The sequence below is a fragment of the Streptomyces sp. NPDC007157 genome (genome assembly GCF_040634235.1).
Classification (GTDB): domain Bacteria; phylum Actinomycetota; class Actinomycetes; order Streptomycetales; family Streptomycetaceae; genus Streptomyces.
The window spans coordinates 166,058-189,448 of sequence record NZ_JBEYFE010000017.1; the positions used below are offsets into that span (position 1 = coordinate 166,058).

Here is a 23,391-nt window from a genome sequence, read left to right on the forward strand (position 1 = left end):
CCATCCAGTTGGTTACCTTCCGCTGGATGACCTCGACACAAGGAAGATCACGATGGAACTCCGCCCGCTCGGCAGCCAGGGCCTCGCCGTCTCCACCCAGGGGCTCGGCCTCATGGGGATGAGCGCCTTCTACGGCAGCACCGATGAGGCTGAATCGCTGGCCACCATCGACCGTGCCCTGGAACTGGGCGTGACCCTGTTCGACACTGCCGAGATCTACGGCCCCTTCGTCAACGAGCAGCTCCTCGGCAAGGCGCTCACCGGCCGCCGCGATCAGGCCGTGATCGCCACCAAGACCGGAATCGAGATCGGCGACGACGGTGCGGTGACCGGCCTCAACGGGCGCCCCGAGTACATCCGCCGCGCCCTGGACCGCTCCCTGCGCCACCTGAACACCGACCACGTCGATCTCTACTACCTGCACAGGGTCGACCCGCAGGTGCCCATCGAGGAGACAGTCGGTGCCATGGGCGAGCTGGTGGACGCCGGCAAGGTCCGCCACATCGGCCTGTCCGAGGTCGCGCCGCAGACCATCCGCCGCGCCCACCGCATCCACCCGCTGACCGCGGTCCAGACCGAGTACTCGCTCTTCGAGCGCGGCATCGAGCAGGACGGGGTCATGGGCACCCTGAACGAGCTCGGGATCGGCCTGGTCGCCTACTCGCCGCTGGGGCGCGGCTTCCTCTCCGGCGCGATCAACGGCCCGGACGACTTCGCCGCGGACGACTACCGCCGCATCGACCCCCGCTTCCAGGGCGAGAACTTCAACCGCAACCTGGCCGTGGTCGACGAGGTCCGCCGGATGGCCGCCGCCAAGAAGGTCACGCCGTCCCAGCTGGCCCTCGCCTGGGTCCTCCACCAGGGAGCGGTCGCCATCCCCGGCACCAAACGCCGCCGCTATCTGGAAGAGAACAGCGTCGCCGCCGCCGTAACCATCACCGCGGACGAACTGGCCGCCATCGATGCGGTCGCCCCGCACGGGATCGTCTCCGGCGACCGCTACACCCCCGAACAGATGCAGCTTCTCAACGGTTGAGTACCGGGCCCGTCTGCAGGCGGCATGCTGCGGCACGGCCTCCTGAAGGCCGCGCTGCGGCATTCCAACCAGTCCTGGACGCTTCCGTTGGTGGCGTCCTCAGTCTCCAGAAAGAGATGAACACAGTGATCGATCATGTTTTCCTGACGGTGAGCGACATGGACCGCTCGGTCGACTTCTACAACCGGACGTTGAAGCCACTGGGCATGAGCCACGTGATCGACTTCGACGGCTCGACCGGCCCGGAGGGGCACCCCGACCTCAAGGGGTTCGGTACCGACACGGCTTTCGTGTTCTGGTTGCGCGACGGGGTCAGTGAGGGCCGTGCCGCGCACGTCGGCTTCACCGCGCCGTCGAAGGAGGCGGTCGACGCGGCGTATGCGGCGGCCATGGCGGCGGGCGCGACCGACAACGGCGCACCCGCGGACCGCCCCTACTACGCTCCTGGGTACTACGCGGCCGGCGTCTTCGACCCTGATGGGTACAGCCTCGAGTTCACGTACAAGGCCTGGCAGCACTCCAAGGACTGACCTGTGTTTCTCACAAGGTCGCGTTGACGCGTGGGGCGGGGCGGGCGTTGGAAGAGCCACCGCAGGGTGCTCAACGGCGTTCTCTTCCGTCAGCGGACCGGTATCCCCTGGCGGGACCTGCCGCCGCGGCTCGGGAAGTGGAAGACGGTGTACGACCGGCATCGCCGCTGGTCGGCGGATGGCACATGGGAACGGATTCGTCCTGAAATCGTTACGGGCGGTAGTTACCAGGTGACGATGCATCTGCAGAGTCCACTTGATCAACTGGCTTAGGGTTCCTGCATGACGACCACACTGTCCCTGGAGCAGATCACCCCGGCCAACTTCGACGTCGCGATCGGTCTGCGGGTTCGTCCGGATCAGGAGCACTTGGTCGCGCCAGTCGTGAAATCTCTGGCCGAGGCATATCTCTATCCCGGCATAGCCTGGCCCCGCCTCATCCTTGACGGTGACCGTCCCGTCGGTTTTCTCATGGCCTTCTTCGACATCGACTGGAGGGGCGACGGCACAGGCACCGACATCCGTTCCGGTCTCTGGCGGCTCAACATCGCGGCTGGCGAGCAAGGTCGAGGTCACGGTCGCTTCGCGGTCGAGTCCGTTGCTGCTGAAATCCGCCGTCGCGGCGGCACCCGCCTGACCACCACCTGGCATCCGGGCACGGGCGGCCCCGAAGGTTTCTACCTCGGGCTCGGATTCCGTCTGACGGGTGAGACCAGCGGAGGCCAAACAGTCGGCGAGCTGGACTTGCGCTAGGACTCGACCTGTCGGACAGGTCCTAGGCGCCCGCCGGGAGTTCCGCTCGTGCGGTGTCTTCACCCGACCGATTACCCCGGGAGTGTGTCCGAGGGCCGGTCAGCCGAAGTCAAGCGTGTCCCTACGAGCTCGTGACACGAACTTCCACGATCTCGCGGAGGCGTTTGTCGGAGGCGTGCTTGTTCCGCCAGATGATCTAGCGGCGGATCATGCTGCCCTGCTCCCGGTGGCCGGCATGGTCGGTGCCGTCCAGCGCGAAATAACGCTGGGCGGTGAACTGGGCCTCGATCCGGTTCAGCCAGGAGCTGTTGGTCGGCGTGTAGGCGAACTCGACGTTGTTGTCGGCGGCCCAGTCACCGACCCGGGCGTCTTTCTTCGTGGTCAGGTGCGGGGAGAAGTTATCGAGCACGATCGCGATCCGGATCTGGGGCCGGTAGAGGCTGCGCAGGTAGCGGCAGAACTCCAGGAACCTCGTCCGGTTCTTCTTCGGCCTGATGTGGCCGTAAAGCTTGTCCCTGCTCAGATCGTAGGCAGCGAACAGGTGCCTGACTCCGTGCGGGCGGGTGTAGGTCGCCCGCCTGCGTGGTCTGGGTTCCCGGTCGGGATCCTTGTGCCGACCGCCGCACTCGGCCCACTGCCGGCCGGGGTGAGGCTGGAGGTTGAGCGGTCCGAAGTCGTCCAGGCAGAAGACGACTTCGGGCTCGTCTTCCTCGGGTACGACCTCGCCGTCGGCGATCGCGTAGAGATGCTCGACCCGGGCCTTCTTGGCCGCATAGTCGGGATCGCGTGAGGTTTTCCAGGTCTTTATGCGTTGAAACGAGATTCCCTCCTCGCGGAGCAGGCTGCGCAGGCCCTCGTGGCTGATGTCGTCGACCACCCCCTCGGCGACCAGGAAGTCGGCCAGCTTGGCCAGGCTCCAGGTCGAAAACGGCAGGCCGTGCTCGGCCGACTTGGACTTGGCGATCTTCTTGATCTCCCGACGTTCCGGGAGGCTGAACGTTCTGAGCCGGCCATCCTTGTACTTGGGACAGAGCGAGTCGAAGCCGTCGGCGTTGAAGTTGTGGATCACATCCCGGATCCGGTCCGGGCTGGGAAACGTCACCTCGGCGATCTTCGCCACGGGCATGCCCTGTGCGGATAACAGCACCATCTGAGCCCGCCGCCAGGTCACCACCGACCCGGAGCCCCTGCGGATGATCCGCAGCAGCCGCCTGTCCTCGTCGTCATCGATCTCCCGCACTTGCACCCGCTCGGCCATGCCAGACGTCTTGACTGAACGCGCTGGCCGGGAAGGCGTTCCGGCCAGCGCGCTGGATGGTTGATGTCGTGTCAGCTCAGGTGCCGGGCGAAGAACCGCCGTGAGCTGTCCACTTCGAACAACGGCACGTCCCCGTGCTTTCCGGGGTTGGCGTGCAGCGTCTTCTCAGCCGAGGCCAGGGCGTCGAACAACGCCAAGCCTTGGTCCCGCGGCACCATCTGGTCGTCCCACTGAACCAGGAACTGCACCGGCACGGTGATCCGCGCGGCGTCCTCGGCCAGCCCGCGCACACCGAGCAGGCCCAGTACCGCGGCGCGGATCCGGGGCTCTGCAGCGATGAGCGGGATGCCGAGACCACAGCCCATCGACATGCCGCAATAACCCACCGGGCCGACGCCGACCTGGTCGAGGCGCTGGACCGCAGTCAGGACCGCCTGCCAGTCCGCGACGGCCTGAGGGGCCAGATAGCTGTGCATGCCGGCGACCAGCGCGCCTGGATCTTCACCGGCGGCCATGCCGGCGCGCATCTCGGCAGCGATCCTGCCGAAATCCTCGTCCGTGGGTCGATCGCCGTGGTTGGGCGCGTCGATCGCCACCACCGCGAAACCCTCGGCGGCGTAGCGGCGCGCGCGGGACACGTTGCCGGGGGCCGTCTTGTGCTGCCTGCCCCCGTGGCCAAGAAGGATCAGGGGCCGAGTACCGCAGGCGTCTTCCGGCGTCCAGAGCACGCCGGGGATCTTGTCGAGGGTGAAGAACTGTTCGGTGACGCCGTCCGACGACGTCTGGGAGGTGAAGCGCATCAGCGTTTCAAGCCCTTCGGGATGCCTTGTGCGGGCGCTCCCTAGGCCATGCAAAGGAGGGAGCCCCGACCTGTCACAGCGTTGATCGGTCTCACCTCCCTGAACTCGCAATGGTGCACAGCGACGGTGAACTTATCACAAAGATCATTACCTGCGCCTCGCCAGGGCGAACGTTGCCTGATGCGGCACTAGAAGTTGCCGTCGTCTCCCGACTGGCCGGTGCTGACGAGTACCACCTCCAGGGTGCGTGGGCCGTGTACCCCTTCGACCCGGTCCAGCTCGATGTCGCTGGTCGCGGATGGTCCGGAGATCCAGGTCAACGGGCGTGTCGGGTCGAGACGTTCGAGGGCCTGGGGGACGGAGGAGACGACCTGGTCCGGGATCCGGACGACACAGATGTGGTGGTCCGGAATGAGGGTGATGCGGCGGCGGCCCTGGTCCGGGCCGCCGTCCAGCACGATCGTGCCGGTCTCGGCGATCGCCACCGCACACCCGGTGACCACACTGCCCACCGTGTCGAGCTGGTGCGGTGTGTCCTCGGCGCGATCCGGGAACACCTCGGCGCCGACCCCCGAGAGCCATCGCGGGTCCAGCCCCGCCGGTACGACCACCGTCCCGGCCCCGCGGTCGGCGACCAACCGGCTGATCAGGTGGGCCAGTTGGTTCTCCGTGCAGCGGTGCACGATCGCCCGGTAGTCGGCGAGGTTCTCGGCCAGCAGGTCGACCGTCTGTGCGACGCTGCGCTGCCCGTGCTCGCGCAGATACGTCCGTTCGAGCGGTGCGTCCTCGCCCGGCGCCTCGGCCAGTGCGCGTCGTACCCGGCCCAGGATCCGTTCCCTGCTGCTCACTTGGCACCGTCCTTTCCGCCGTTCGTGCGCTGCCACCAGTCCCGGAACGGCTCCGCGGGGAGGGCCGGCAGGTCCCGGGTCTCGCTCCACGCCCTGCCCGGGCCCGGCAGCGTGCGGGGATGGAAGCGGCGGCTGCGGGAGGCGAGGCGCTGGCCGGTGCGCAGGGCGGCGGGGTGGGAGAACGTCCAGCGGGCCGCCCGCATCGCCGCCCGCTCGGCCGCATGTCCCTTGGCCGGCTTGAGGAGCACCTTGTTGCCGCCCCGGACCGTCTCGCCGCCTTCCACGACTCGTTCCCGCAGATGCACCAGTACTTCGGGGATGTCGATGGCGACCGGGCACACTTCGTAGCAGGCCCCGCACAGCGTCGACGCGTAGGGCAGGGAGGCGTCGATCGCGCTGGCCGTCCCCCGCAGCTGGGGGCTGAGGATGGCGCCGATCGGGCCCGGGTAGACCGAGCCGTAGGCGTGCCCGCCCGCCCGCTCATACACCGGGCAGACGTTGAGACAGGCCGAGCAGCGGATGCAGCGCAGCGCCTGGCGGCCGACCTCGTCGGCGAGGGTGTCGGTGCGGCCGTTGTCCAGCAGCACCAGATGGAAGGTCCGCGGCCCGTCCCCGTCCGTGGTTCCGGTCCACATCGAGGTGTACGGGTTCATGCGTTCGGCGGTCGACGAACGGGGCAGGGTCTGCAGGAAGACCTCCAGATCCCGCCAGGCCGGCACGATCTTCTCGATGCCGACGACCGAGATCAGCGTCTCGGGCAGGGTCAGGCACATCCGCCCGTTGCCCTCGGACTCGACCACGACCAGGGTGCCGGTCTCGGCGACCATGAAGTTGGCGCCGGAGATGCCGACCTTGGCCCGCAGGAACTTCTCGCGGAGGTGGAGGCGGGCGGCCTCGGCGAGTTCGGCGGGGGTGTCGGTGAGGCCCTCGGGCGCGGGGCGTCCCCACGCGCCCATCTCGCGCCGGAAGATGTCCCGGATCTCGGCCCGGTTGCGGTGGATGGCGGGGACCAGGATGTGTGAGGGCCGGTCCTTGCCCAGCTGCACGATCAGCTCGGCGAGATCGGTCTCGTAGGCGTGGATGCCTTCGGCCTCCAGCGCCTCGTTGAGGCCGATCTCCTGCGTGGCCATCGACTTGACCTTGACGACCTCCGACTCACCGGTCTCCTTGACCAGTTCGGTGACAATCCGGTTGGCCTCGTCGGCGTCCGCCGCCCAGTGGACCGTACCGCCCGCCCTCGTCACCGCCTCCTCCAACTGGATGAGATAGCGGTCGAGATGGCGGAGGGTATGGTCCTTGATCTGTTTGCCGGCCTCGCGCAGCGCATCCCAGTCGGACACCTCGGCCACCGCCTTGGCCCGGATGGTATGCGTGGCATGCCGCAGATTCCCGCGCAGGGTCGGGTCGTTGACGGCCTCGTGCGCGGCCACCGGAAAGGCCGGCATCCCCAGATACGTTCCGCTCATACGGCCGGCTCCTCCTTCGTGCTCGCCAGGATCTCCGCGAGGTGCACCGGCCGCATCCCGGTGCCGAGCCGGGTCATGGTGCCGCCGATGTGCATGAGACAGGAGTTGTCGGCCGCGCACAGCACCTGCGCGCCCGTCGAGGCGGCGTTGCGGACCTTGTCGGATCCCATCGCCGCCGAGACGTCGGGGTTCTTCACCGCGAACGTCCCCCCGAACCCGCAGCACTCCTGCGCCCCCGGCAGCTCCACCAGCTCCAGCCCCTCCACAGCCCGCAGCAGCCGGCGCGGCCGCTCACCCAGCCCCAGGGCGCGCAGTCCGTGGCAGGTCGGGTGGTAGGTGACGGTGTGTGGGTAGTAGGCGCCCACGTCCGTCACCCCGAGCACGTCCACCAGGAACTCGGTCAGCTCGTACGTTTTCGGCACCACCGGTGCCAGCGTGTCCGCGAGGCCGCTGCCGCGGCCCTCCGCGCGGGCCCGTTCGCCCATCCGCGGGTACAGCTCCCGCACCATCGCCCCGCACGACCCGGACGGCGTCACGATCGCCTCGTACTCCCCGAAGACATCGGAGAAATGCCGGGCCAGCGGCTCCGCCTGATGACGGTATCCGGTGTTGTAGTGGGCCTGCCCGCAGCAGGTCTGTGCCATCGGGAAATCGACCTCGACGCCCAGCCTGGTCAGGAGTTTCACCACGGCACGACCCGTGTCCGGATACAGCGTGTCGTTGACACAGGTCAGGAACAGGGCGACACGCACGGCGGTCATTCCTTGGTGGCGCCGGCAAGCATGCCGGCCACCAGGGTGCGCTGTGAGACGAGGAAGAGCGCGAGGACGGGCAGGATGGCAAGGATGATCGCCAGGGCCAGTTCCGGGATGGTGATGTTCAAGCCGGCGCCGGCGACCGGGTTGAACGACGGTGTGGAGGTGAGCAGTTGGTTCAGGCCGACCTGGATCGGGAACTGCTCGCTGTTGGGCAGCACGAGGTAGGGCAGGAAGAAGTTGTTCCAGTTGCCGACGAAGCTGAAGAAGGCGACCAGTCCGACGACGGGTTTGGCCAAGGGCAGCGCGATGCGGGCGAACAGCTGCCACTCCGTGCATCCGTCGATGCGCGCCGCGGACAGAAGGTCCCTGGGCAGGCTGCTGCCGAAGTAGATGTAGACCAGGTACACGCCGAACGGGTAGAACGAGAACGGCAGGATGACGGACCAGACCGTCCCGATCAGATGGAAGCGGTTGAGCTCCAGGAAGACGGGGAGCACCAGGGTGGCCTGCGGCATGATCATGGTGACGAGGGTGATCACCAGGAGCAGCTTGCGGCCGCGGAACTTCGTCAGGGCCAGCGCGTATCCCGCGGGGACACTGACGAGCAGCGTGAGGACGAGTGAACCGCCCGAGTAGATCGCCGAGTTGCGCAGCCAGGTGAGCATGGCGCCGTCCTGGAAGGCGAACAGGTGCTTCCACGCCGCGCCGATCTGGTGGAAGGAACCGAAGGAGAGCGGGTTGTCCCGCACCACTTCACCGGCGGTCTTGGAGGGTGCGAGGAGCAGCCAGACCACCGGCAGGACGAAGAAGACCAGCAGCGCGGCCAGCAGAATGCCCACGACGACGTAGGACAGGGCACGGCCGGGCCGGACGAGACGGCCGGCGGTCGGTGAGGCGGAAGTGGGCAGCGTCATTTTTCATCCAACGTGAACAGGTTCGAGCGGGCTACCAGGAGACCGGCGGCAAGCAGTCCTACGACCAGCAGGCAGACCGAAATCGCGGCGGCGCCGTTGAAGTCGCCCTGCTGAAAGGCATAGACGTAGGCCAGCTGGTTGGGCGACCAGGTCGGGCTCACGCGGCCCAGGCTGGCGGTCTGCAGCAGTTGGGGTTCGACGAAGAGCTGGGTGCCCGTCGCGAACGCCATGATGGTCATGTAGACGATCCACTGCCGGATCATGGGGATCTGGATGTGCCAGGCGGTGCGCCAGGGTCCGGCGCCGTCCATCCGGGCGGCTTCGAGGACCTCGTCGGGGATGTTGTTGAGGGCTCCGTACATCACGACCATCCAGCCGCCCGCACCGGTCCAGAACGCGATCAGCATCAGGATGAGCGGCAGGTTGCCTGGTGCGAGCACGGCGGCGAAGGTGTGCATACCCATGCTCTCCAGCAGCCAGGACACCGGGCTGACGTCCGGATCGAGCATGAACAGCCAGACCAGGACACTGGCCACGCCGGCCAGCGCGCCCGGGAGGTAGTACAGGAAGCGCAGGAGCGCGGAGAGGCCGGGGCGGATCCGGCCGCGCAGCACCACGGCGGCCAGGACGACCAGCACCACCAGGGTGACCAGCCACAGGAGCAGATAGACGAGCATGTGGCCGAAGGCCGGGAGGAAGCGGTAGTCCTGGGCGACCTTCACGAACTGGTTGAGGCCGGTGAACTGGCCGCGGTCGTTGGTGAAAGCCAGGTAGAAGGAGTAGCAGGTCGGGAAGACACCGAAGGCGAGCAGCAGCAGCGCGTATCCGGCGACGAAGAGGTATCCGGCCGTACTGCGGCGCCTCCGCCGCGGCGCGGTGCCGCGGCGGAGGGCGGAGACGGCGACGCGCTCGGTCTCCAGCAGGGTCACTTGGTGACCACCTTGTATCCCTGGGCCTTCGCCTCGTTGCCGATCTCCTGCTGCCAGGCGGGCAGGGTCGCGGTGAGACTCTTGCCGGCGGTGAGGGCGGGCAGGACGACGCTGGACCAGGCGGTGGAGTCGGAGAACCGGGTGTTGGACCAGCCGGTCCACACGGCGTCGGCGGCCTTCTGGAACGCGCCGCTGACGTCATTGGCGAAGTAGTCGCTGTTGGCCGGGTTGGCCAGCCAGGCCTGTGCCGCCTTCGTGTAGGCGGGGTAGGTGGGCGCCGAGGCCTGATTGGCGTCGGAGGTGGTCAGCCAGGTCACGAGGTCGGTGGAGGCCTTGAGGTTGGCGCTGTGCGAGGAGACCATCCACACTCCGCCGCCGACGTTGCCGGTGGCGACCGTCGACTCGCCCTGCCAGGTCAGCGGGGGCGCGGCGGCGATCTGCTTGGCGGGCGTCTTGAAGGCGGCCTTGAACAGGTACTGGCCGTACCAGGAGGGGCCGTAGGCCATGAGGACCTTGTTCCCGCTGTCCTTGGCGAAGCCCTGGCTGAAGAAGCCCTTGGTGGTGACGGCCTTGGCGTCGATCAGGCCGTCCAGGAGCTTGGCGGTGCGGGCGCAGTTCGGGTCCTGGAGGTCGGTGCGCAGGGTGTCCGGCTTCACCAGGTCGAAGGCGGGGCACTGGCCGGACCAGAAGTACGACTCGTGGGAGTTGGTGTCGCCGACCGAGCCGACGAGGTAGCCGGGGTGCTCCTTGGCCACCTTCTTGCCGAGCGCCTCGTACTCCTCCCAGGTGGTGGGGACCTGGTAACCCCACTTGTCCATGAGGGACTTGTTGTACCAGAGGACGACCTGCGCGATGTCGTTGCGCAGGCAGTAGGTGTGACCGTTGAACTGGCACGGCGTGAGGGAGCCCTTGGCGAAGCCGTCCAGGGTGCTCTGCTGCACCAGCTTGTCGTCCAGCGGTGCGGCGAAGGGCTGGGCGCCGGGCTTGGTGGCCCTCGAGGCCCAGGTGACATCGGTGGGCGAGCCGAAGACGACGTCGGGCCAGCCGCCGCCGGTGCGGTCGAACAGCTGGATCTTGGACTGCAGGTAGGTCGAGCCGTCCGCTCCGCCGTCGTAGGTGACGATCTTCAGCTTCTCGTCCGGATGAGCCTTCTGGTAGGCCTGCACGGCCGGCAGCCGGGTGGAGTCGGCCCACACGGTGATCTCGGAGCCGTCCTTCTGCTTGACCGGCTTGAACGCGGCCTTGGAAGAGGAGGAGGACTGGGTGCTGGTGTCGGCGCTGGCGCAACCGGCCAGCACGGCCGCGGTGGCCAGAGAAATGGCTGCGGCCGCAGTACGGACGACCACGCGGCGTCGGGCGCCTGTCGGAGATCCGAAAGACCTCATCGTCGTGCCTTTCTGTTCATTCTTGGTTCTCTGCCGGCGGGATGAATCCCCGCGCGATTCGGGTGGTGCGCCGGATGGGGGGCGTCGGCAGTGGTCGCCATCGCGGTGGACGGCGATCACCGCCGACTCAGCACGGTTGTTCGACGAACGGCAGCAGTGCGTCGCCGTAGCCGAAGTCGAGGGGAAGGGCGATGCCCGGTCCGGTGGGAGCGTGGACCAGACCCTGGGCGTCCACATGGCGTTCGCGTACGACGTGCGCCGCGGTCACCAGGGACTCGTAGTAGGTGGTGTTGGAGATGGCCATGCACAGGTGGTGGTTGGGGATGTCCGAACCGTGCACCTCGGCCCGCAGCCGGTAGGCGTCGGCGAGGTGGGCGGTACGCATGGCGCCGGTGATGCCGCCCCGCAGGTTGGTGCTGGCGCGGACGCCGAAGGTGGCGGCGCCGGCCCGGATGAAGTCGGCGGAGTTCATGTGGGCTCCGTCGGAGGTCTCGGCGACCAGCAGCGGGATGTCCACCGCTTCGGCGAGCCTCTGGTAGGCGGTGATGCTGAACTCGCGCATCGGCTCCTCGTACCAGAGGTAGTCGGCCTCGGAGAGTGCCCGGCCCAGCCGGATCGCGTCGGGCAGGTCGAACCCCGCGGATCCGTCGTACATGAGGGGGATGTCGGGGCCTACGTGATCGCGCAGCGCGAGGCAGAGCGCCGCGTCACGGCGGGCGTCGCCCCAGGCGTGCAGCTTGATACCGCGGTAGCCCAGTGCCAGGCACTGGTCGGCCACGTCGAGGAACTCCTCGGTGGAGGAGAAGGTGGAGGTGGAGGCATAGGCCGGGATGGCCTCACGGAACCCGCCGAGGAGGCGCCAGACCGGCTGTCCGTGGTAGCGGCCGGCCAGGTCCCACAGGGCGGTGTCGATGAGACCGAGGGTGGGGAGCGGGAGTTCGTGGATACGGTCCAGTTCCCACACCCGGTGCCACAGCCACTCCCGCTGGAAGGGGTCGGCGCCGAGCAGCTCTTCCCGGAAGACCCGGTCCACCAGTTCGGTGAGGGTGGTGAAGGCTCCCGGGCGGGCGAACACCGCCACGCCCTCGGCGCCTTCGTCGGTGCCGATGTGCAGGACCGCGCCGTCGCCGACCTCGGGGCTGCCGCTCAGACCGTCGCGCCACCGGAAGGGTGGGCTGGCCGCCGGAACGTCGATCCGGTGTACTTCGACATGGGTGATCTTCATCCTGGCTTTCGTCTCTGTGTGGGAGGAGCCGGCCGGGTGCCGGCGGCGCGGTGGCCGTCGGCACCCGCCGTGCGGGTGGCTCAGAAGCCGCCGTAGGCCTGGAGCTCGTAGATGCTGCCGCCGTTCCAGCTGGAACCGGTGACCGTCAGGCGCAGATAGCGTGCGGTGACCGGGTGTTCGGCGAAGGCGTAGTTGGTCGCCGAGGTGGTGTTGTCCGCCGCGTGGTCGTCGAACAGGGACCAGTTCTCGCCGTCGGTGGAGTACTCCAGGCGGTACTTGTAGCCGCTGGACTTCTCGAAGGTGACCGCCACGCTGGAGACGTCGGTGGCGTCGCCGAGGTCGACCTGGATCCAGGACGGGTCCGGCAGGCCGAGTCCCTGGGCCCAGCGGGTCGACAGGTCTCCGTCGACGGCGTTGGCGGGCGCGTATCCGTCCGACTCGGAGGACGCGGTGGCGGGCTTGTGCAGGGCGAGGTCGTTGTCGGCGGGTGTGGTCACGGTGGCCGCGGGGCTGGGGTCGGACGCGTTCAGCGCGGCGTCACGCGCGACGACCGTGAAGGCGTACTGCGTGTGGGCCGTCAGGCCGGTGACCCGCAGGGTGGTGTCGTCGGTGACGGCGATGCGCTTGCCGTCCTGGTAGACGACGTAGCTGGTCACGGCCGTGTCGTCCGTGGCGGCCGGCCAGCTGAGGTCCAGGGCGCCGGGCGCCAGCGGGCGGATCTCGGGCTGCCCGGGTCGCGAGGGAGCGGTGTGGTCCGAGCTGGGAGCGGCCGGGCTGCCGTAGACCTGGAAGTCGAAGATGCTGCCGCCATTGCCGCTGGATCCGGTCACTGTGAGCCGTACGTAGCGGCCGGTGACAGGGGTGCCGGTGTGGTCGTAGTTGGTCTGGGCCGTGGTGTTGGCGCCGGTGCGGTCGGTGAGGGTCTTCCAGTGGACCTCGTCCGGTGACACCTCGATGCGGTACTTGTATCCGCCTGCCTTCTCGAAGGTGGTGATCGCACCGTCGACGTCGTAGGAGCCGCCGAGGTCGACCTGGATCCAGGACGGATCGGGCAGGCCGAGGCCCTGGGCCCAACGGGTCGACAGGTCTCCGTCCACCGCCTTCTCGGGATGGTTGTCCTCGGAGTCGGAGGAGGCGGTGACCGGCTTCTTCAGTGCCAGGTCCGAGCCGGCGGGCATGGTGAGCTTCAGCGTGCCGCTCGGTGCCGACTCGTTGCCGGCCGCGTCGCGCGCGGTGACCTTGAAGGTGTACGTCTTTCCGGCGGTCAGGCCGGGAATGCGCACGGCGGGGGTGGCGGAGGCGTTGACGAGCTCGCCGTCCTGGAACACCGAGTAGCCGGTGACCGCGGTGTCGTCGGTGGCGGCGGGCCAGCTGAGGTCGGCCACGGTCGGGAAGTCGGTGACGGCGGTCGGGGTGCCCGGTGCGCCGGGAGCCCGGTGGTCGGTCACGGCCGGACCGGGGTCGAGATGGCGGTAGGGCTTCTGCAGGCCGGCGTTGTCCACGATCGAGGCGGGCAGCTGGTCGCATGCCCCCACGGTGACGTTGCCGTTGACGGTGTCGTTCTTGCTGAGGTACTGGACGCTGAAGGCGGGGTTGGTCGTGTAGTTGCCGGTGGCCCGGCTGTCCTCGGCGTGGTTCATGAGCAGCCACTGGAAGGCGATGTCGCAGAACGCGTTGCCGGTGTTCGTCCAGTGGCGGCTGCCCTCGTCGTGGTAGACGGCACCGTAGGCGGGTGCGGGAACGCCGTGGATGTAGTTGCCGGAGACGCGGCCGCCGGGGTTGTCGCTCAGGGTGTAGATCGCTCCGCCGTCGGCCTGCGACTTCATGATGTCGCTGATCTCGTTGTCGCTGACGACGTTGTCACGGCTGATGGTCGGGGTGTCGGAGACCGGGACGCCGGCGTTGCCGGGGTAGGCGGAGTTGCCGCCCTGGTCGGTCAGACCCCAGCCCCAGCCGACCGAGATGCCGCTGTAGGGCAGGTCGTGGACCTTGTTGTGGGTGATCACCGTGGCGTCGGTGTAGCCGGCCAGGATGCCCAGCGACCCGTTGTACTGGTCGGCGACCTGGGTGACGACGTTGTTGTCGACGCGGGTGTCCCGGGTGATGTCCCGCGGGTCGTCGGGGTGGGCGTCGTCCCAGGTGACGCCGCCGATCTGGATGCCGGTCGCGGCGATCTGGCGGAAGACGTTACCGGTGATGTCGGTCTGCTGCGTGCCGGTGTTCAGGTTGAGGCCGACCGCGCCCAGGTGCGTGAAGGTGTTGTCCTCGAAGTCGATGTCCCGGCCGTGGCTGACGTTGACGGCTCCGGGGGTCTTCTTCCAGTTCAGACGGGTGGAGTCGAACGTCGGGTTGTCGTCGCCGACCATCCGGAAACCGGCCTGCCCCTCGATGAGCCCGTCGGCCGAACTCGGCTCCAGCCAGCTGGAGTAGGAGAAGGTGATGCCCTGGAAGGACACGTTCGCCACGGGGTGGTCACGGGTGCCGTTCAGGTCGACCAGGTCCTGGACCGCGGGCACGGTGACGTCCGCGGTGTTCATGTTCTCGCCCTGCTCGGGCATGTAGTAGACCTCGCCGGCGCTCTTGTCCAGGTACCACTCCCCCGGGCTGTCCAGCAGTTCGCGGGCGTTCTCCAGCCAGGTCGGGTTCTGGATCTCCTGGCCCTGCTGGAGGTTGGCGTTGTGCCAGCACGGCTGCCGCATCGTCATCGTGGTGCCGGAGATCGACGCCACGGGGCAGCGCATCAGCTTCCAGCCCCAGGAGCTGACGACTTCGAGGTCCGCGGGATGCTTGTAGGCGCTGATGGCGCTGTCGGTGAAGGTGTAGCCGGTGGAGGTCTTGCTGAAGCCGGCGGGGTTCTTGCCGCTGCGCGCCCGGGTTCTGAGCTCGCCGTTGACGTACAGCTGGCGGGTGTCGAGGCCGGTCAGCTTCGCCTTGTAGACCTTGCCGTCGGCGTCGGCCTTGGTCCAGCCGGTGACCTGCTTGCCGCCGCTGATCACCGGGTGGGCGCCGGGTGCGGCCTCGTAGACGATGTTCTGCCCGTTCCCGCCGGAGTCCTGGGCGGTGAGGGCGAAGGTACGGCTGAGCCGGTACGTGCCGGACAGCAGCCGGACGTGGATGTCGCCGTCGACCTTGCTCTTGGCGTCGCGCACGTAGTCCCGGGCGTGTTCCAGGGTCTTGAAGGGCTGGCCTGCGGTGCCCCGGCGGGTGTCCTTGCCCGCCGGGGAGACGTAGACGGTGAGCCCTGCGGCCTTCGGGGCCGCCTGGGCCGGGGCGGCGGCGAGCGGGGCCATCGCGAGGGCGACGGGCAGGGCGGCTATGAGAGTTCTCGGCAGGGGCACGGCTCTGCCCCTGCGTACAGACAGAAGAGACACGGAGATCCAATCGCCTGGTGAATGGAACACGGGAAGCAGGTCGTCCGCCCTGTTACCGGTACGCCGGTCGGCACGTACCCGTGCTGGTCGGCACATGCCGTGCTGGTCGGCACATGCCCGTGCCGGTTGGTACGTGCCCGTGCCGGTTGGCAGATGCCCGTGCCGGTCGGTGCGTGCCCGTGCCGGCCGGCGCGGGCACGTCACCGGGCTAGGACGCCGACGTCTGCGGGGGCGCCGCAGCGGGCCCGGGGCCGCTGTCCGCCGACGGCCACGCGGGTGCCCCGGGGGCGGCGCGGTCGTCGAGGTTGAACAGCCGGTCGCGGATCTTCCGCTCGAACTGGCTCTGGGTGGTGGCGATGTGCTCCACCATCAGCTGCTCGGCGAGTTCGGCCTCCCCCGCGGAGACCGCCTCGGCGATGGCGAGGTGCTGGCGCGCGGCGACCTCCAGGGAGCCAGGGGCGTCGCCGTGGAAGAGCAGCACGTCGGACTGGCCGGCCAGACGCCGTACACCGGCGACGCTCGACCGGAGGAACACGTTGTGCGAGGCGGCACCGACCGCGTCGTGGAATGCCTCGTCGGCGCGGGCGAAAGCGTGCACCTCGTGCCGTCCGGCGGCTTCCAGCGAGGCCTGCGCACTGTCCTTGATGGCACGGACTTCGATGGGGGTGGCGAGGGTGGCGGCCCTGCGGGCCGTCTCCGACTCGATCACCGATCGGTAGTCCAGGAGCATCAGGACGTCTTCCATGCTCGTCGGCCGGAACTGGGACATCTGGTCGTCGACCAGTCCCCCGGTCCCCTCGGCGACGAAGATGCCGGCTCCCCGCCGCACGCTCAGCCGGCCGATGGCCGCCAGGACCTTCACGGCCTCCCGGGTGACGTTGCGGGTCGCGCCCAGGATCTCGGCGAGGCCCTTCTCGGTGGGGAGCCGGTCACCGGGACGCAGCCCCTGTTCGGAGATGTAGTCCAACAACTGCTCGGCCACCAGCTCGTACCCGGGCCGGTAGGGATGTGACGCATCGTCATCCCCCTTGTCCCGGGCGCGTGACGGATCGGCCACTATGCACTCCTTCTCGCTCATCAAATGAATCTGGTTCATCGGCGAGGCCACTATGACATCTGTGTTACGTGATGGATAGATGTTGACGAAGATCAGTTTCAAATCCGACTTAACGCGCCAGAGTCAGTGGTCAGAGCCGGTTTGTGCGCCCTCTGTTGCGTCAAAGCGATCTCATCCTTATGGTCCTGAGCGTCAGATGAAGCAGATCCATCGCACACTGCGGGGTGTCGGTAACCCGACTCTGCGGTCGTGTCGCAGGAGCGTCCGGCGTGAGCCGCCGTCCACGCCCGGGGTCGGACGACCTCGCACTGCACCTGACAGCCGAAGTTCGAAGGCACTTCTGCGGGAGAGAGTTCTGTGAGACTGGCGCGGCACGGCTCGGCTGGAGCCGAGACCCCCCTGATATCCGGACCGGACGGCGTGTGGCGCGACCTGCGCCCCGTCGTCGACGACCTGAACGGCGACACCCTGCCCTCGGTCCTGGCCGGCGTCGACCTGAGCGCGCTGCCTCTGGTCGAGCGGCCGGATAGGTTCGGGCCCCCGCTGAGCGGCATAGGCAAGGTCGTGTGCGTCGGGCTGAACTACCGGCAACACGCTGCGGAGACCGGTGCCGCTGTCCCCGACGAGCCGATCGTCTTCCTCAAGGCCGCCGACACCGTGGTGGGTCCCGACGACAGGGTGTTGATCCCACGTGGTTCGGTCAAGACCGACTACGAGGTCGAACTCGCCGTCGTCATCGGCCGCGAGGCCCGCTACCTCCCTGACGAAGCCGCCGCAGCCGCCTGCGTGGCGGGATACGCGATCAGCAACGACGTCTCCGAGCGCGAGTTCCAGCTGGAACGGGGCGGCCAGTGGGACAAGGGCAAGAACTGCGAGACCTTCAACCCACTGGGACCCTGGCTGCTCACCGCCGACGAGGTGCCCGACCCCCAAGCACTGGGCCTGCGGCTCTCGGTCAACGGCAAGGTCCGCCAGAACGGCAGTACCTCCGACATGGTTTTCGGCGTCTTCGAGCTGATCCGCCAGCTCAGCCACTTCATGGTCCTGCACCCCGGTGACGTGATCAACACCGGTACGCCGGCCGGCGTCGCTCTCGGGCTGCCCGGCACTCCCTACCTGCGGGCGGGCGATGTCGTGGACGTGGAGATCGACGGACTCGGCCGACAGCGACAGACATTCGAGGAGGCCTGACATGGGCGGGTTCAACGGGCTTCGTGCCCTGGTCACCGGCGGCGCTTCGGGCATCGGGCTGGCCACCGCCCGGCTGCTCGCCTCCCAGGGGGCACGCGTCGCGATCCTGGACCTGACGCAGGCGTCCCCCGACGGGTTCGCCGCATGCCTGCAGGCCGACGTCGGTGACGACACCTCCGTCACAGCTGCCGTGAGCAGCGCGATCGACGCCCTCGGCGGCCTGGACATCCTGGTCAACAACGCCGGGATCGGCGCCCAGGGCGGCATCGCGGACAACTCCGACGACGAGTGGCACCGGGTCTGGGACATCAATGTCGTCGGACTCGTGCGGGTGACCCGCGCCGCACTGCCCGCGCTGCGGTCCTCCGCGCACGGTGCGATCGTCAACATCTCCTCCATCGCCGCGACGGCAGGCCTGCCCCAGCGGGCGCTGTACTCGGCCACCAAGGGCGCGGTGCTGTCACTGACCCGCGCCATGGCGGCGGATCTGCTCCCCGAGGGCATCAGGGTCAACGCCGTCTGCCCCGGCACCGCGGACACACCGTGGGTGGCACGCCTCCTGGAGCGGGCTCCGGACCCGGCGGCCGAATACGCGGCGCTGGCGGCCCGGCAACCGCACGGCCGGCTCGTCTCCGCCGACGAAGTCGCCGCAGCCGTGGCCTACCTGGCCTCTGCCGCGGCCGGATCCACCACCGGGACCAGCTTGGCCGTGGACGGCGGCATGGACGGCCTGCGGCTGCGAAAGGAGGGGTGAGCGATGGAACGCCACGCCGCCGTGGTCAGGCTGCGCCCGGAGAAGGAGGCCGAGTACCGGGCACTGCATGCCGATGCATGGCCCGGCGTCCTGGCGGCGCTCAAGCGGGCCAACATCGGCAACTACTCGATCTTCCTGCGCGACGGACTGCTGTTCAGCTACCTCGAATACACCGGCGACGACTACGCCGCCGACACCGCCGCGATCGCCGCCGACCCGACCTCACAACGGTGGTGGGCACTGACCGACCCCTGCCAGCAGCCGCTGGACACCGCCACCGACGGCCGGCTGTGGGCGAGCGCCGAGGAGCTCTTTCACCTCGACTGACCCCGCGCCCCCCGCGTTACGCCGCACCACTGTCCAGCCCGCCTCCTCTCTCACCAGGAACGGACCATGCGCATCGACGCCCATCACCACCTGTGGGACCTGCAGGTCCGTGACCAGCCCTGGACCCACGGCCTGCCCGAACTGCACCGCAGCTTCAGCCCGTTCCAACTGCGGCCGCTGCTCGAGCACAACGCCATCGACACCGCCGTCGTCGTACAGACCATGGCCGACGCCGAGGAGACACCGGAGCTGCTCGCGCTGACCACCAAAGACACGCAGGTGAAGGCCGTGGTCGGATGGACGGACCTGACCGATCCGGCGGCCCCGGACCGCCTCTGCGAGCTACGGGACGCCCCGGGCGGGACGGCGCTCGTGGGAATCCGCCACGGCATCCAGGACGAACCGGTGTCCGACTGGACGTCCCGCCGCGACGTCCGCCGCGGCCTTCGGGCTGTCGCCGCGGCCGGACTCGCCTACGACCTGCTGGTGCGACCCGACCAACTCCCCGACGCGGTCAGGACCGTACGCGAGCTGCCCGACGTGCGCTTCATCCTCGACCACGCCGGCAATCCCGTGATCAGCGAGGCGGGCCTGGACGCCTGGACCGCCGAAATGAAGGACCTGGCCACGTGCCCCAACGTCGCCGTGAAACTGTCCGGTCTCGTGACCCGGACGCCATCCGGAGACGACGCGGTTCGTGCGCTGCGCTCCTTCACGGACGTGCTGTGGTCGACCTTCGGGCCGAGTCGCGTCATGTTCGGATCGGACTGGCCGGTCTGCCTCCTGGCAGCCGACTACGACCATGTCCTCGCCGTGGCCGAAGCCCTGTGCGAGGGCCTGAGCGACGCAGAACGCGAAGCCGTCTTCGGCACCACCGCCGCGCACTGGTACGGAATCCCGGCATGAACGTCACGCGGCTGAGCAGCACGAAGGTGCATGTCAGCGCCCTGGGCTTCGGTGCCGCTCCGCTCGGCAACCTCTACAGCGCCATCAGCGACGATGAAGCCCGGGCCACGGTCGACGCCGCCTGGGACGCCGGGCTGCGCTACTACGACACCGCTCCGCACTACGGCCTGGGGCTGTCGGAACGGCGCCTGGGCGCGGCACTCGCCGGCCGGCCGCGGGAGGATTTCGCTGTCTCCACCAAGGTCGGACGGCTGCTGGAACCTCACCCCGCACCTACCGGGTCCGACCTGGCAGCGGGCGGCTTCGCCGTACCGGACACCCTGATCCGCCGCCCCGACTACTCCCGCACGGGCGTGCTGCGGAGTCTGGAGGCCAGCCTGGACCGCCTGGGGCTGGACCGGGTCGACATCGTCTACGTCCACGACCCAGACGACCACCTGGACGCTGCCGTCGGTGAGGCCATACCCGCGCTGCTGGATCTGCGTGACCAGGGAGTCGTCGGCGCGGTGGGCGTGGGTGCGAACACCGTGGGGCCGCTCCTGAGGACCGTCACCGAGACAGACATCGACACTGTCATGGTGGCCGGGCGGTGGACCCTGCTCGACCGCACCGCACGGCCGCTGCTCGACGCCTGCGCTGCGCGAGGACTGTCCGTCGTCGCTGCGGCGCCCTTCAACTCCGGCCTCCTGAGCCGCCCTTACCCGGCCGCTGACGCCACCTTCGACTACGGTCCTGTTCCCGCGGCCGTGCTGCACCGCGTCCGTGGTCTCGTCGAGGTGTGCGCCCGACACCGAACGGTCCTCCCCCACGCCGCCGTGCGTTTCCCCCTGCGCAGTCCCGAGGTGGCCTGTGTGGTGGCAGGTTTCCGCTCCGGCGACGAAGTGCGAGCGGCCGCCCGTTGGACCGCGGTCGACCTGACCGAAGAGACATGGGCCGACTTGGACAGCGCCGTTGAAACGACATGAGGTGTCCCAGCCGGCGATGAAGCACCCAATGGTTAACGTCAACACTGCGTGAGCTTCAGCGATCCCCAAGCTTCCAAGCTTCTACGAACCCATCACTTCAGATATAACACCAGGTCAGAGAACGATTGGCGAGAAGTGCCCGCGACGGAAGGAAGAGTGGACGCCTTCCGACCTCCATTGTTATCGTTAACTTGCACAAGAAGGCCCCAGTGAGGAGTAGATGTGCCGTCGACGTCTCGTTCGTACGATGCCAACCCCAGCTACGAGCCCGTAAAGGGGCAGGTAGTCGCAGGCTGGCCGGCTGCGGTCGCCGGACTGCCCGCCGGTCCGCTCGTGCTGTCGGTGGACGGTCCTGCCGCCCTGGACTGGGACGCGGTGGCCGAAGGCCTCTCGGCGGCCGTCCGCTCCGCAGGGCGGGAGGTGCGGTTGGTGGACGTGCGTCACCACTACGCGCCGGCGGCCGCCGACCGCATCGCCGCCCGGCCCGTCCCTGCTGACGACTCCTTCTTCACCCCCTTGTCCGAGGCGCAGGTCTGCGACCTCTTCGGCGTCCTCCCCCAGGCCGAGAGGCTCCCGGACGAGGGCATCGTGGTGATGTTCGGACCGGGCGCGGGGCTGTGCGAGCCGGATGTGCTGTGGTACGCGGACCTGCCGAAGCGATACGCCGAGGCCGCCGTGGTGCACGGGCAACTGCCGGTGGGCACGAACCTGGCCCGTCTCGGCGAACCCGGCGATCTGGTGCGGCTGTTCTACACCGACTGGCCCGTGCTGGACCGGCACCGGGACGCACACGCGACACGGGTCGACCGGTGGATCGACATGCAGGACGCGTCAGCCCCCGCCTCACTGGACGGCACCGCCCTGCGCAGCACCCTGGAACACCTGGTGCGCGGGCCCGTACGCACCCGCCCGTACTTCAACTCCACGCCATGGGGCGGCCAATGGGCGGCGAGCGAACTCGGCTTCACCCCGCAGGCCGGCAACACCGCCCTCGGCTACGAACTGATCGCCCCCGAGGCGGGAGTCCTCATCGGCGACAAGAACGGGCCACAGGTCGAGGTCCCGTTCCAGCTGCTCTGCGTCCTGCATCCGGAGGCCATGCTCGGCGAAGAGGTCCACCGCACCTTCGGCACCTCCTTCCCGATCCGGTTCGACTACCTCGACACCATCGGGGGCGGCAACCTCTCCCTGCACTGCCACCCTCAGGAGCAGTACATGCGGGAGGTCTTCGGCTGGCCCTACACCCAGCACGAGACGTACTACGTCACCGCCGGCGAGCCCGGTGCCCAGGTCCTCCTCGGGCTCACCGAGCACGCGGATCTCGACGTCATGCGCCGCCAGGTTCAGGACGCCATCGCGCACGGCACGCCCGTGCCCGTCGAGGACCACGTCCAGACCCATCCGGCCACCGTCGGCCAGCTGTTCATGATCCCCGCGGGCACCCCGCACGCCTCCGGCGCAGGCAATCTGGTGCTGGAGGTGAGCGCGACGCCCTACCTGTACTCCCTGCGCTTCTACGACTGGCTCCGCAAGGATGCCGCAGGCGCCTCCCGGCCCCTTCCTTACGAACACGGTTTCGCCAACCTCGACACCACTCGACGCGGAGAGGACGTGACGAAGGACCTGATCCAGCAGCCGCGCATCCTGCGTGCCGGCGAGGGCTGGCGCGAGGAGGTCATCGGCGCGCTGCCGGAGATGTTCTACGCGGTGCACCGGTTGGTCATGGCCCCGGAAACCGGCATCGCCGACGACACCGCCGGCCGCTTCCACATCCTCAACGTCGCCGCGGGCCAGGGCGTCGTCATCGAGACGCGCGACGCGGGCAGCCACTTCCTGGCCTTCGCGGAGACCATCACGGTGCCCGCCGCAGCCGGCCCGTACCGCATCAGCCCGGTGGGCAGCGACGAGGTGCACATCGTCAAGGCCCTGGTGGTCGAGGCGTGACCAGCGCTCTCGTCCAGCGGGCCGGTGCGCTGATCCCCGTACTCGACATCGGCGGAACACATGTCACCGCCGCCTTGGTCGATCCCGCGACCAGCCGCCCCGTTCCGTCCTCGGTGCTGCGCAGGCCCCTTGACTCCGACGCCGCGGGCGACAGCATCCTCGACACCGTCGCCCTGGCCGCCCTGGAACTGCCCGCCGAACACCGGCCCTGCTGGGGCGTGGCCATACCAGGCCCCTTCGACTACGACACCGGTGTGGGCCGCTTCACCGGCATCGGGAAGTTCGAGACCCTGTCCGGTGTCGATGTCGGGGCCGGATTGCGCTGGCGGTTGGGCCACAGGGCCGAACGGCTGCGCTTCCTCAACGATGCCGACGCCTTCGCGATCGGCGAATACCACGCAGGCTCCGCGGGAGGGCATGAGCGCGTGGTGTGCCTGACGCTGGGTACCGGTGTGGGCTCCTCGTTCCTGCGCAGCGGCGTGCCTGTGCACGATGACACGCAGGTGCCTCCCGACGGTCATGTGCACCGGCTGACCATGCGCGACCGGCCGCTGGAGGATCTGGTCTCACGCCGTGCCATCCGCGCCCGCTACGCCGGTCTTGTGAGTCTCGCGGAGGATCGAGACCCGCCGGACGTCCATGAGATCGCCGCGCTGGCGAAGGGGGGCGACCCGGCGGCTTCGGAGGCTTTCCGCTACGCTTTTGCCAGCCTTGGCGAGGTACTGGCCCCGTGGATCGTCCGCTTCGCGGCCACCGCGGTGGTGGTCGGTGGTTCCATGGCTCAGTCGTGGGACCTGATCCACCCTCCGCTCTCCGCCGGACTCGTCCGGACCGGTGGGATCACTGTGCGTGTGCTGCCGGCCAGGCAGCCGGCGGAGGCACCGCTGATCGGAGCCGCCCACTGGGCACACGACACAGCCAGTACGGCGCCTTGAGGGCCGGTCAGGTCCGGGAGCCGCCACAGTGGACGTAGG

Annotated in this window: 20 protein-coding genes and 2 pseudogenes; 11 read left to right on the plus strand and 11 right to left on the minus strand. The window is 68.7% G+C overall.

Annotated features, from left to right (window positions below; genetic code table 11):
• The first annotated feature begins 52 nt into the window (after nt 1-52).
• The 4 genes and pseudogenes from ABZ642_RS28735 (at nt 53) to ABZ642_RS28750 (ending at nt 2,319) form a co-directional block, all read left to right on the plus strand.
• Nucleotides 53-1,036 (plus strand): aldo/keto reductase, encoded by a 984-nt coding sequence (locus ABZ642_RS28735; protein ID WP_360489329.1) that lies wholly within the window; start codon nt 53-55, stop codon nt 1,034-1,036.
• 125 nt (nt 1,037-1,161) lie between these two features.
• Nucleotides 1,162-1,566 carry a VOC family protein gene (locus ABZ642_RS28740; RefSeq protein ID WP_360489330.1) on the plus strand — a complete coding sequence of 135 codons (405 nt, stop codon included), beginning with the start codon at nt 1,162-1,164 and terminating at the stop codon, nt 1,564-1,566.
• Nucleotides 1,567-1,599: 33 nt separating this feature from the next.
• Nucleotides 1,600-1,764, plus strand: a pseudogene (locus ABZ642_RS28745) (transposase); the annotation flags it as partial.
• A gap of 84 nt (nt 1,765-1,848) precedes the next feature.
• Complete coding sequence (locus ABZ642_RS28750) at nt 1,849-2,319, plus strand: GNAT family N-acetyltransferase (RefSeq protein ID WP_360489331.1); 471 nt, start codon at nt 1,849-1,851, stop codon at nt 2,317-2,319.
• A gap of 199 nt (nt 2,320-2,518) precedes the next feature.
• Here ABZ642_RS28750 and ABZ642_RS28755 read toward each other — a convergent pair.
• The 11 genes and pseudogenes from ABZ642_RS28755 to ABZ642_RS28805 all read right to left on the minus strand — a co-directional run.
• A pseudogene (locus ABZ642_RS28755) lies at nt 2,519-3,577 on the minus strand (IS630 family transposase); the annotation flags it as partial.
• A 71-nt stretch (nt 3,578-3,648) separates the two neighbouring features.
• The gene (locus ABZ642_RS28760) at nt 3,649-4,377 is read right to left on the minus strand and encodes a dienelactone hydrolase family protein (protein ID WP_360489332.1); all 729 of its coding nucleotides are present in this window, start codon (nt 4,375-4,377) and stop codon (nt 3,649-3,651) included.
• A gap of 188 nt (nt 4,378-4,565) precedes the next feature.
• The gene (locus tag ABZ642_RS28765) at nt 4,566-5,225 is read right to left on the minus strand and encodes a lactate utilization protein C (protein ID WP_360489333.1); all 660 of its coding nucleotides are present in this window, start codon (nt 5,223-5,225) and stop codon (nt 4,566-4,568) included.
• The gene (locus ABZ642_RS28770) at nt 5,222-6,691 is read right to left on the minus strand and encodes a LutB/LldF family L-lactate oxidation iron-sulfur protein (RefSeq protein ID WP_360489334.1); all 1,470 of its coding nucleotides are present in this window, start codon (nt 6,689-6,691) and stop codon (nt 5,222-5,224) included. The genes ABZ642_RS28765 and ABZ642_RS28770 overlap by 4 nt, the downstream gene beginning before the upstream one ends.
• Nucleotides 6,688-7,443: a (Fe-S)-binding protein gene (locus tag ABZ642_RS28775; RefSeq protein ID WP_360489335.1), complete on the minus strand. Its 756-nt coding sequence runs from the start codon at nt 7,441-7,443 to the stop codon at nt 6,688-6,690. Before ABZ642_RS28775 ends, ABZ642_RS28770 begins: the two co-directional genes overlap by 4 nt.
• A 5-nt stretch (nt 7,444-7,448) precedes the next feature.
• On the minus strand, nt 7,449-8,363 hold the full coding sequence (locus ABZ642_RS28780) for a carbohydrate ABC transporter permease (protein WP_360489336.1): 915 nt from the start codon (nt 8,361-8,363) through the stop codon (nt 7,449-7,451).
• Entirely contained in the window at nt 8,360-9,292 is a 933-nt protein-coding gene (locus tag ABZ642_RS28785) for a sugar ABC transporter permease (protein ID WP_360489337.1), read from the minus strand. The genes ABZ642_RS28780 and ABZ642_RS28785 overlap by 4 nt, the downstream gene beginning before the upstream one ends.
• A complete protein-coding gene (locus tag ABZ642_RS28790) occupies nt 9,289-10,677 on the minus strand; it encodes an extracellular solute-binding protein (protein ID WP_360489338.1) in 1,389 nt (462 codons plus the stop codon). Before ABZ642_RS28790 ends, ABZ642_RS28785 begins: the two co-directional genes overlap by 4 nt.
• A 127-nt stretch (nt 10,678-10,804) precedes the next feature.
• Nucleotides 10,805-11,902, minus strand: a complete 1,098-nt coding sequence (locus ABZ642_RS28795; RefSeq protein ID WP_360489339.1) for an enolase C-terminal domain-like protein — start codon at nt 11,900-11,902, stop codon at nt 10,805-10,807.
• Between the two features lie 80 nt (nt 11,903-11,982).
• The gene (locus ABZ642_RS28800; RefSeq protein ID WP_360489382.1) at nt 11,983-15,192 is read right to left on the minus strand and encodes a discoidin domain-containing protein; all 3,210 of its coding nucleotides are present in this window, start codon (nt 15,190-15,192) and stop codon (nt 11,983-11,985) included.
• Nucleotides 15,193-15,481: 289 nt separating this feature from the next.
• Nucleotides 15,482-16,351, minus strand: coding sequence for an FCD domain-containing protein (locus tag ABZ642_RS28805; protein ID WP_360489340.1), 870 nt, complete (start codon nt 16,349-16,351; stop codon nt 15,482-15,484).
• A 336-nt stretch (nt 16,352-16,687) separates the two neighbouring features.
• Here ABZ642_RS28805 and ABZ642_RS28810 point away from each other — a divergent pair, with 336 nt between their 5' ends.
• The 7 genes from ABZ642_RS28810 (at nt 16,688) to ABZ642_RS28840 (ending at nt 23,352) form a co-directional block, all read left to right on the plus strand.
• Nucleotides 16,688-17,521 (plus strand): fumarylacetoacetate hydrolase family protein, encoded by an 834-nt coding sequence (locus tag ABZ642_RS28810; RefSeq protein ID WP_360489341.1) that lies wholly within the window; start codon nt 16,688-16,690, stop codon nt 17,519-17,521.
• Nucleotide 17,522: 1 nt separating this feature from the next.
• Entirely contained in the window at nt 17,523-18,275 is a 753-nt protein-coding gene (locus ABZ642_RS28815; RefSeq protein ID WP_360489342.1) for an SDR family oxidoreductase, read from the plus strand.
• Nucleotides 18,276-18,278: 3 nt separating this feature from the next.
• Nucleotides 18,279-18,602: an L-rhamnose mutarotase gene (locus ABZ642_RS28820; RefSeq protein ID WP_360489343.1), complete on the plus strand. Its 324-nt coding sequence runs from the start codon at nt 18,279-18,281 to the stop codon at nt 18,600-18,602.
• A 66-nt stretch (nt 18,603-18,668) separates the two neighbouring features.
• Nucleotides 18,669-19,508 (plus strand): amidohydrolase family protein, encoded by an 840-nt coding sequence (locus tag ABZ642_RS28825; RefSeq protein ID WP_360489344.1) that lies wholly within the window; start codon nt 18,669-18,671, stop codon nt 19,506-19,508.
• Nucleotides 19,505-20,473 carry an aldo/keto reductase gene (locus ABZ642_RS28830; RefSeq protein ID WP_360489345.1) on the plus strand — a complete coding sequence of 323 codons (969 nt, stop codon included), beginning with the start codon at nt 19,505-19,507 and terminating at the stop codon, nt 20,471-20,473. Before ABZ642_RS28825 ends, ABZ642_RS28830 begins: the two co-directional genes overlap by 4 nt.
• 222 nt (nt 20,474-20,695) lie before the next feature.
• Nucleotides 20,696-22,417 carry a hypothetical protein gene (locus tag ABZ642_RS28835; protein ID WP_360489346.1) on the plus strand — a complete coding sequence of 574 codons (1,722 nt, stop codon included), beginning with the start codon at nt 20,696-20,698 and terminating at the stop codon, nt 22,415-22,417.
• Complete coding sequence (locus ABZ642_RS28840; protein ID WP_360489347.1) at nt 22,414-23,352, plus strand: ROK family protein; 939 nt, start codon at nt 22,414-22,416, stop codon at nt 23,350-23,352. Before ABZ642_RS28835 ends, ABZ642_RS28840 begins: the two co-directional genes overlap by 4 nt.
• Nucleotides 23,353-23,391 lie beyond the last annotated feature (39 nt).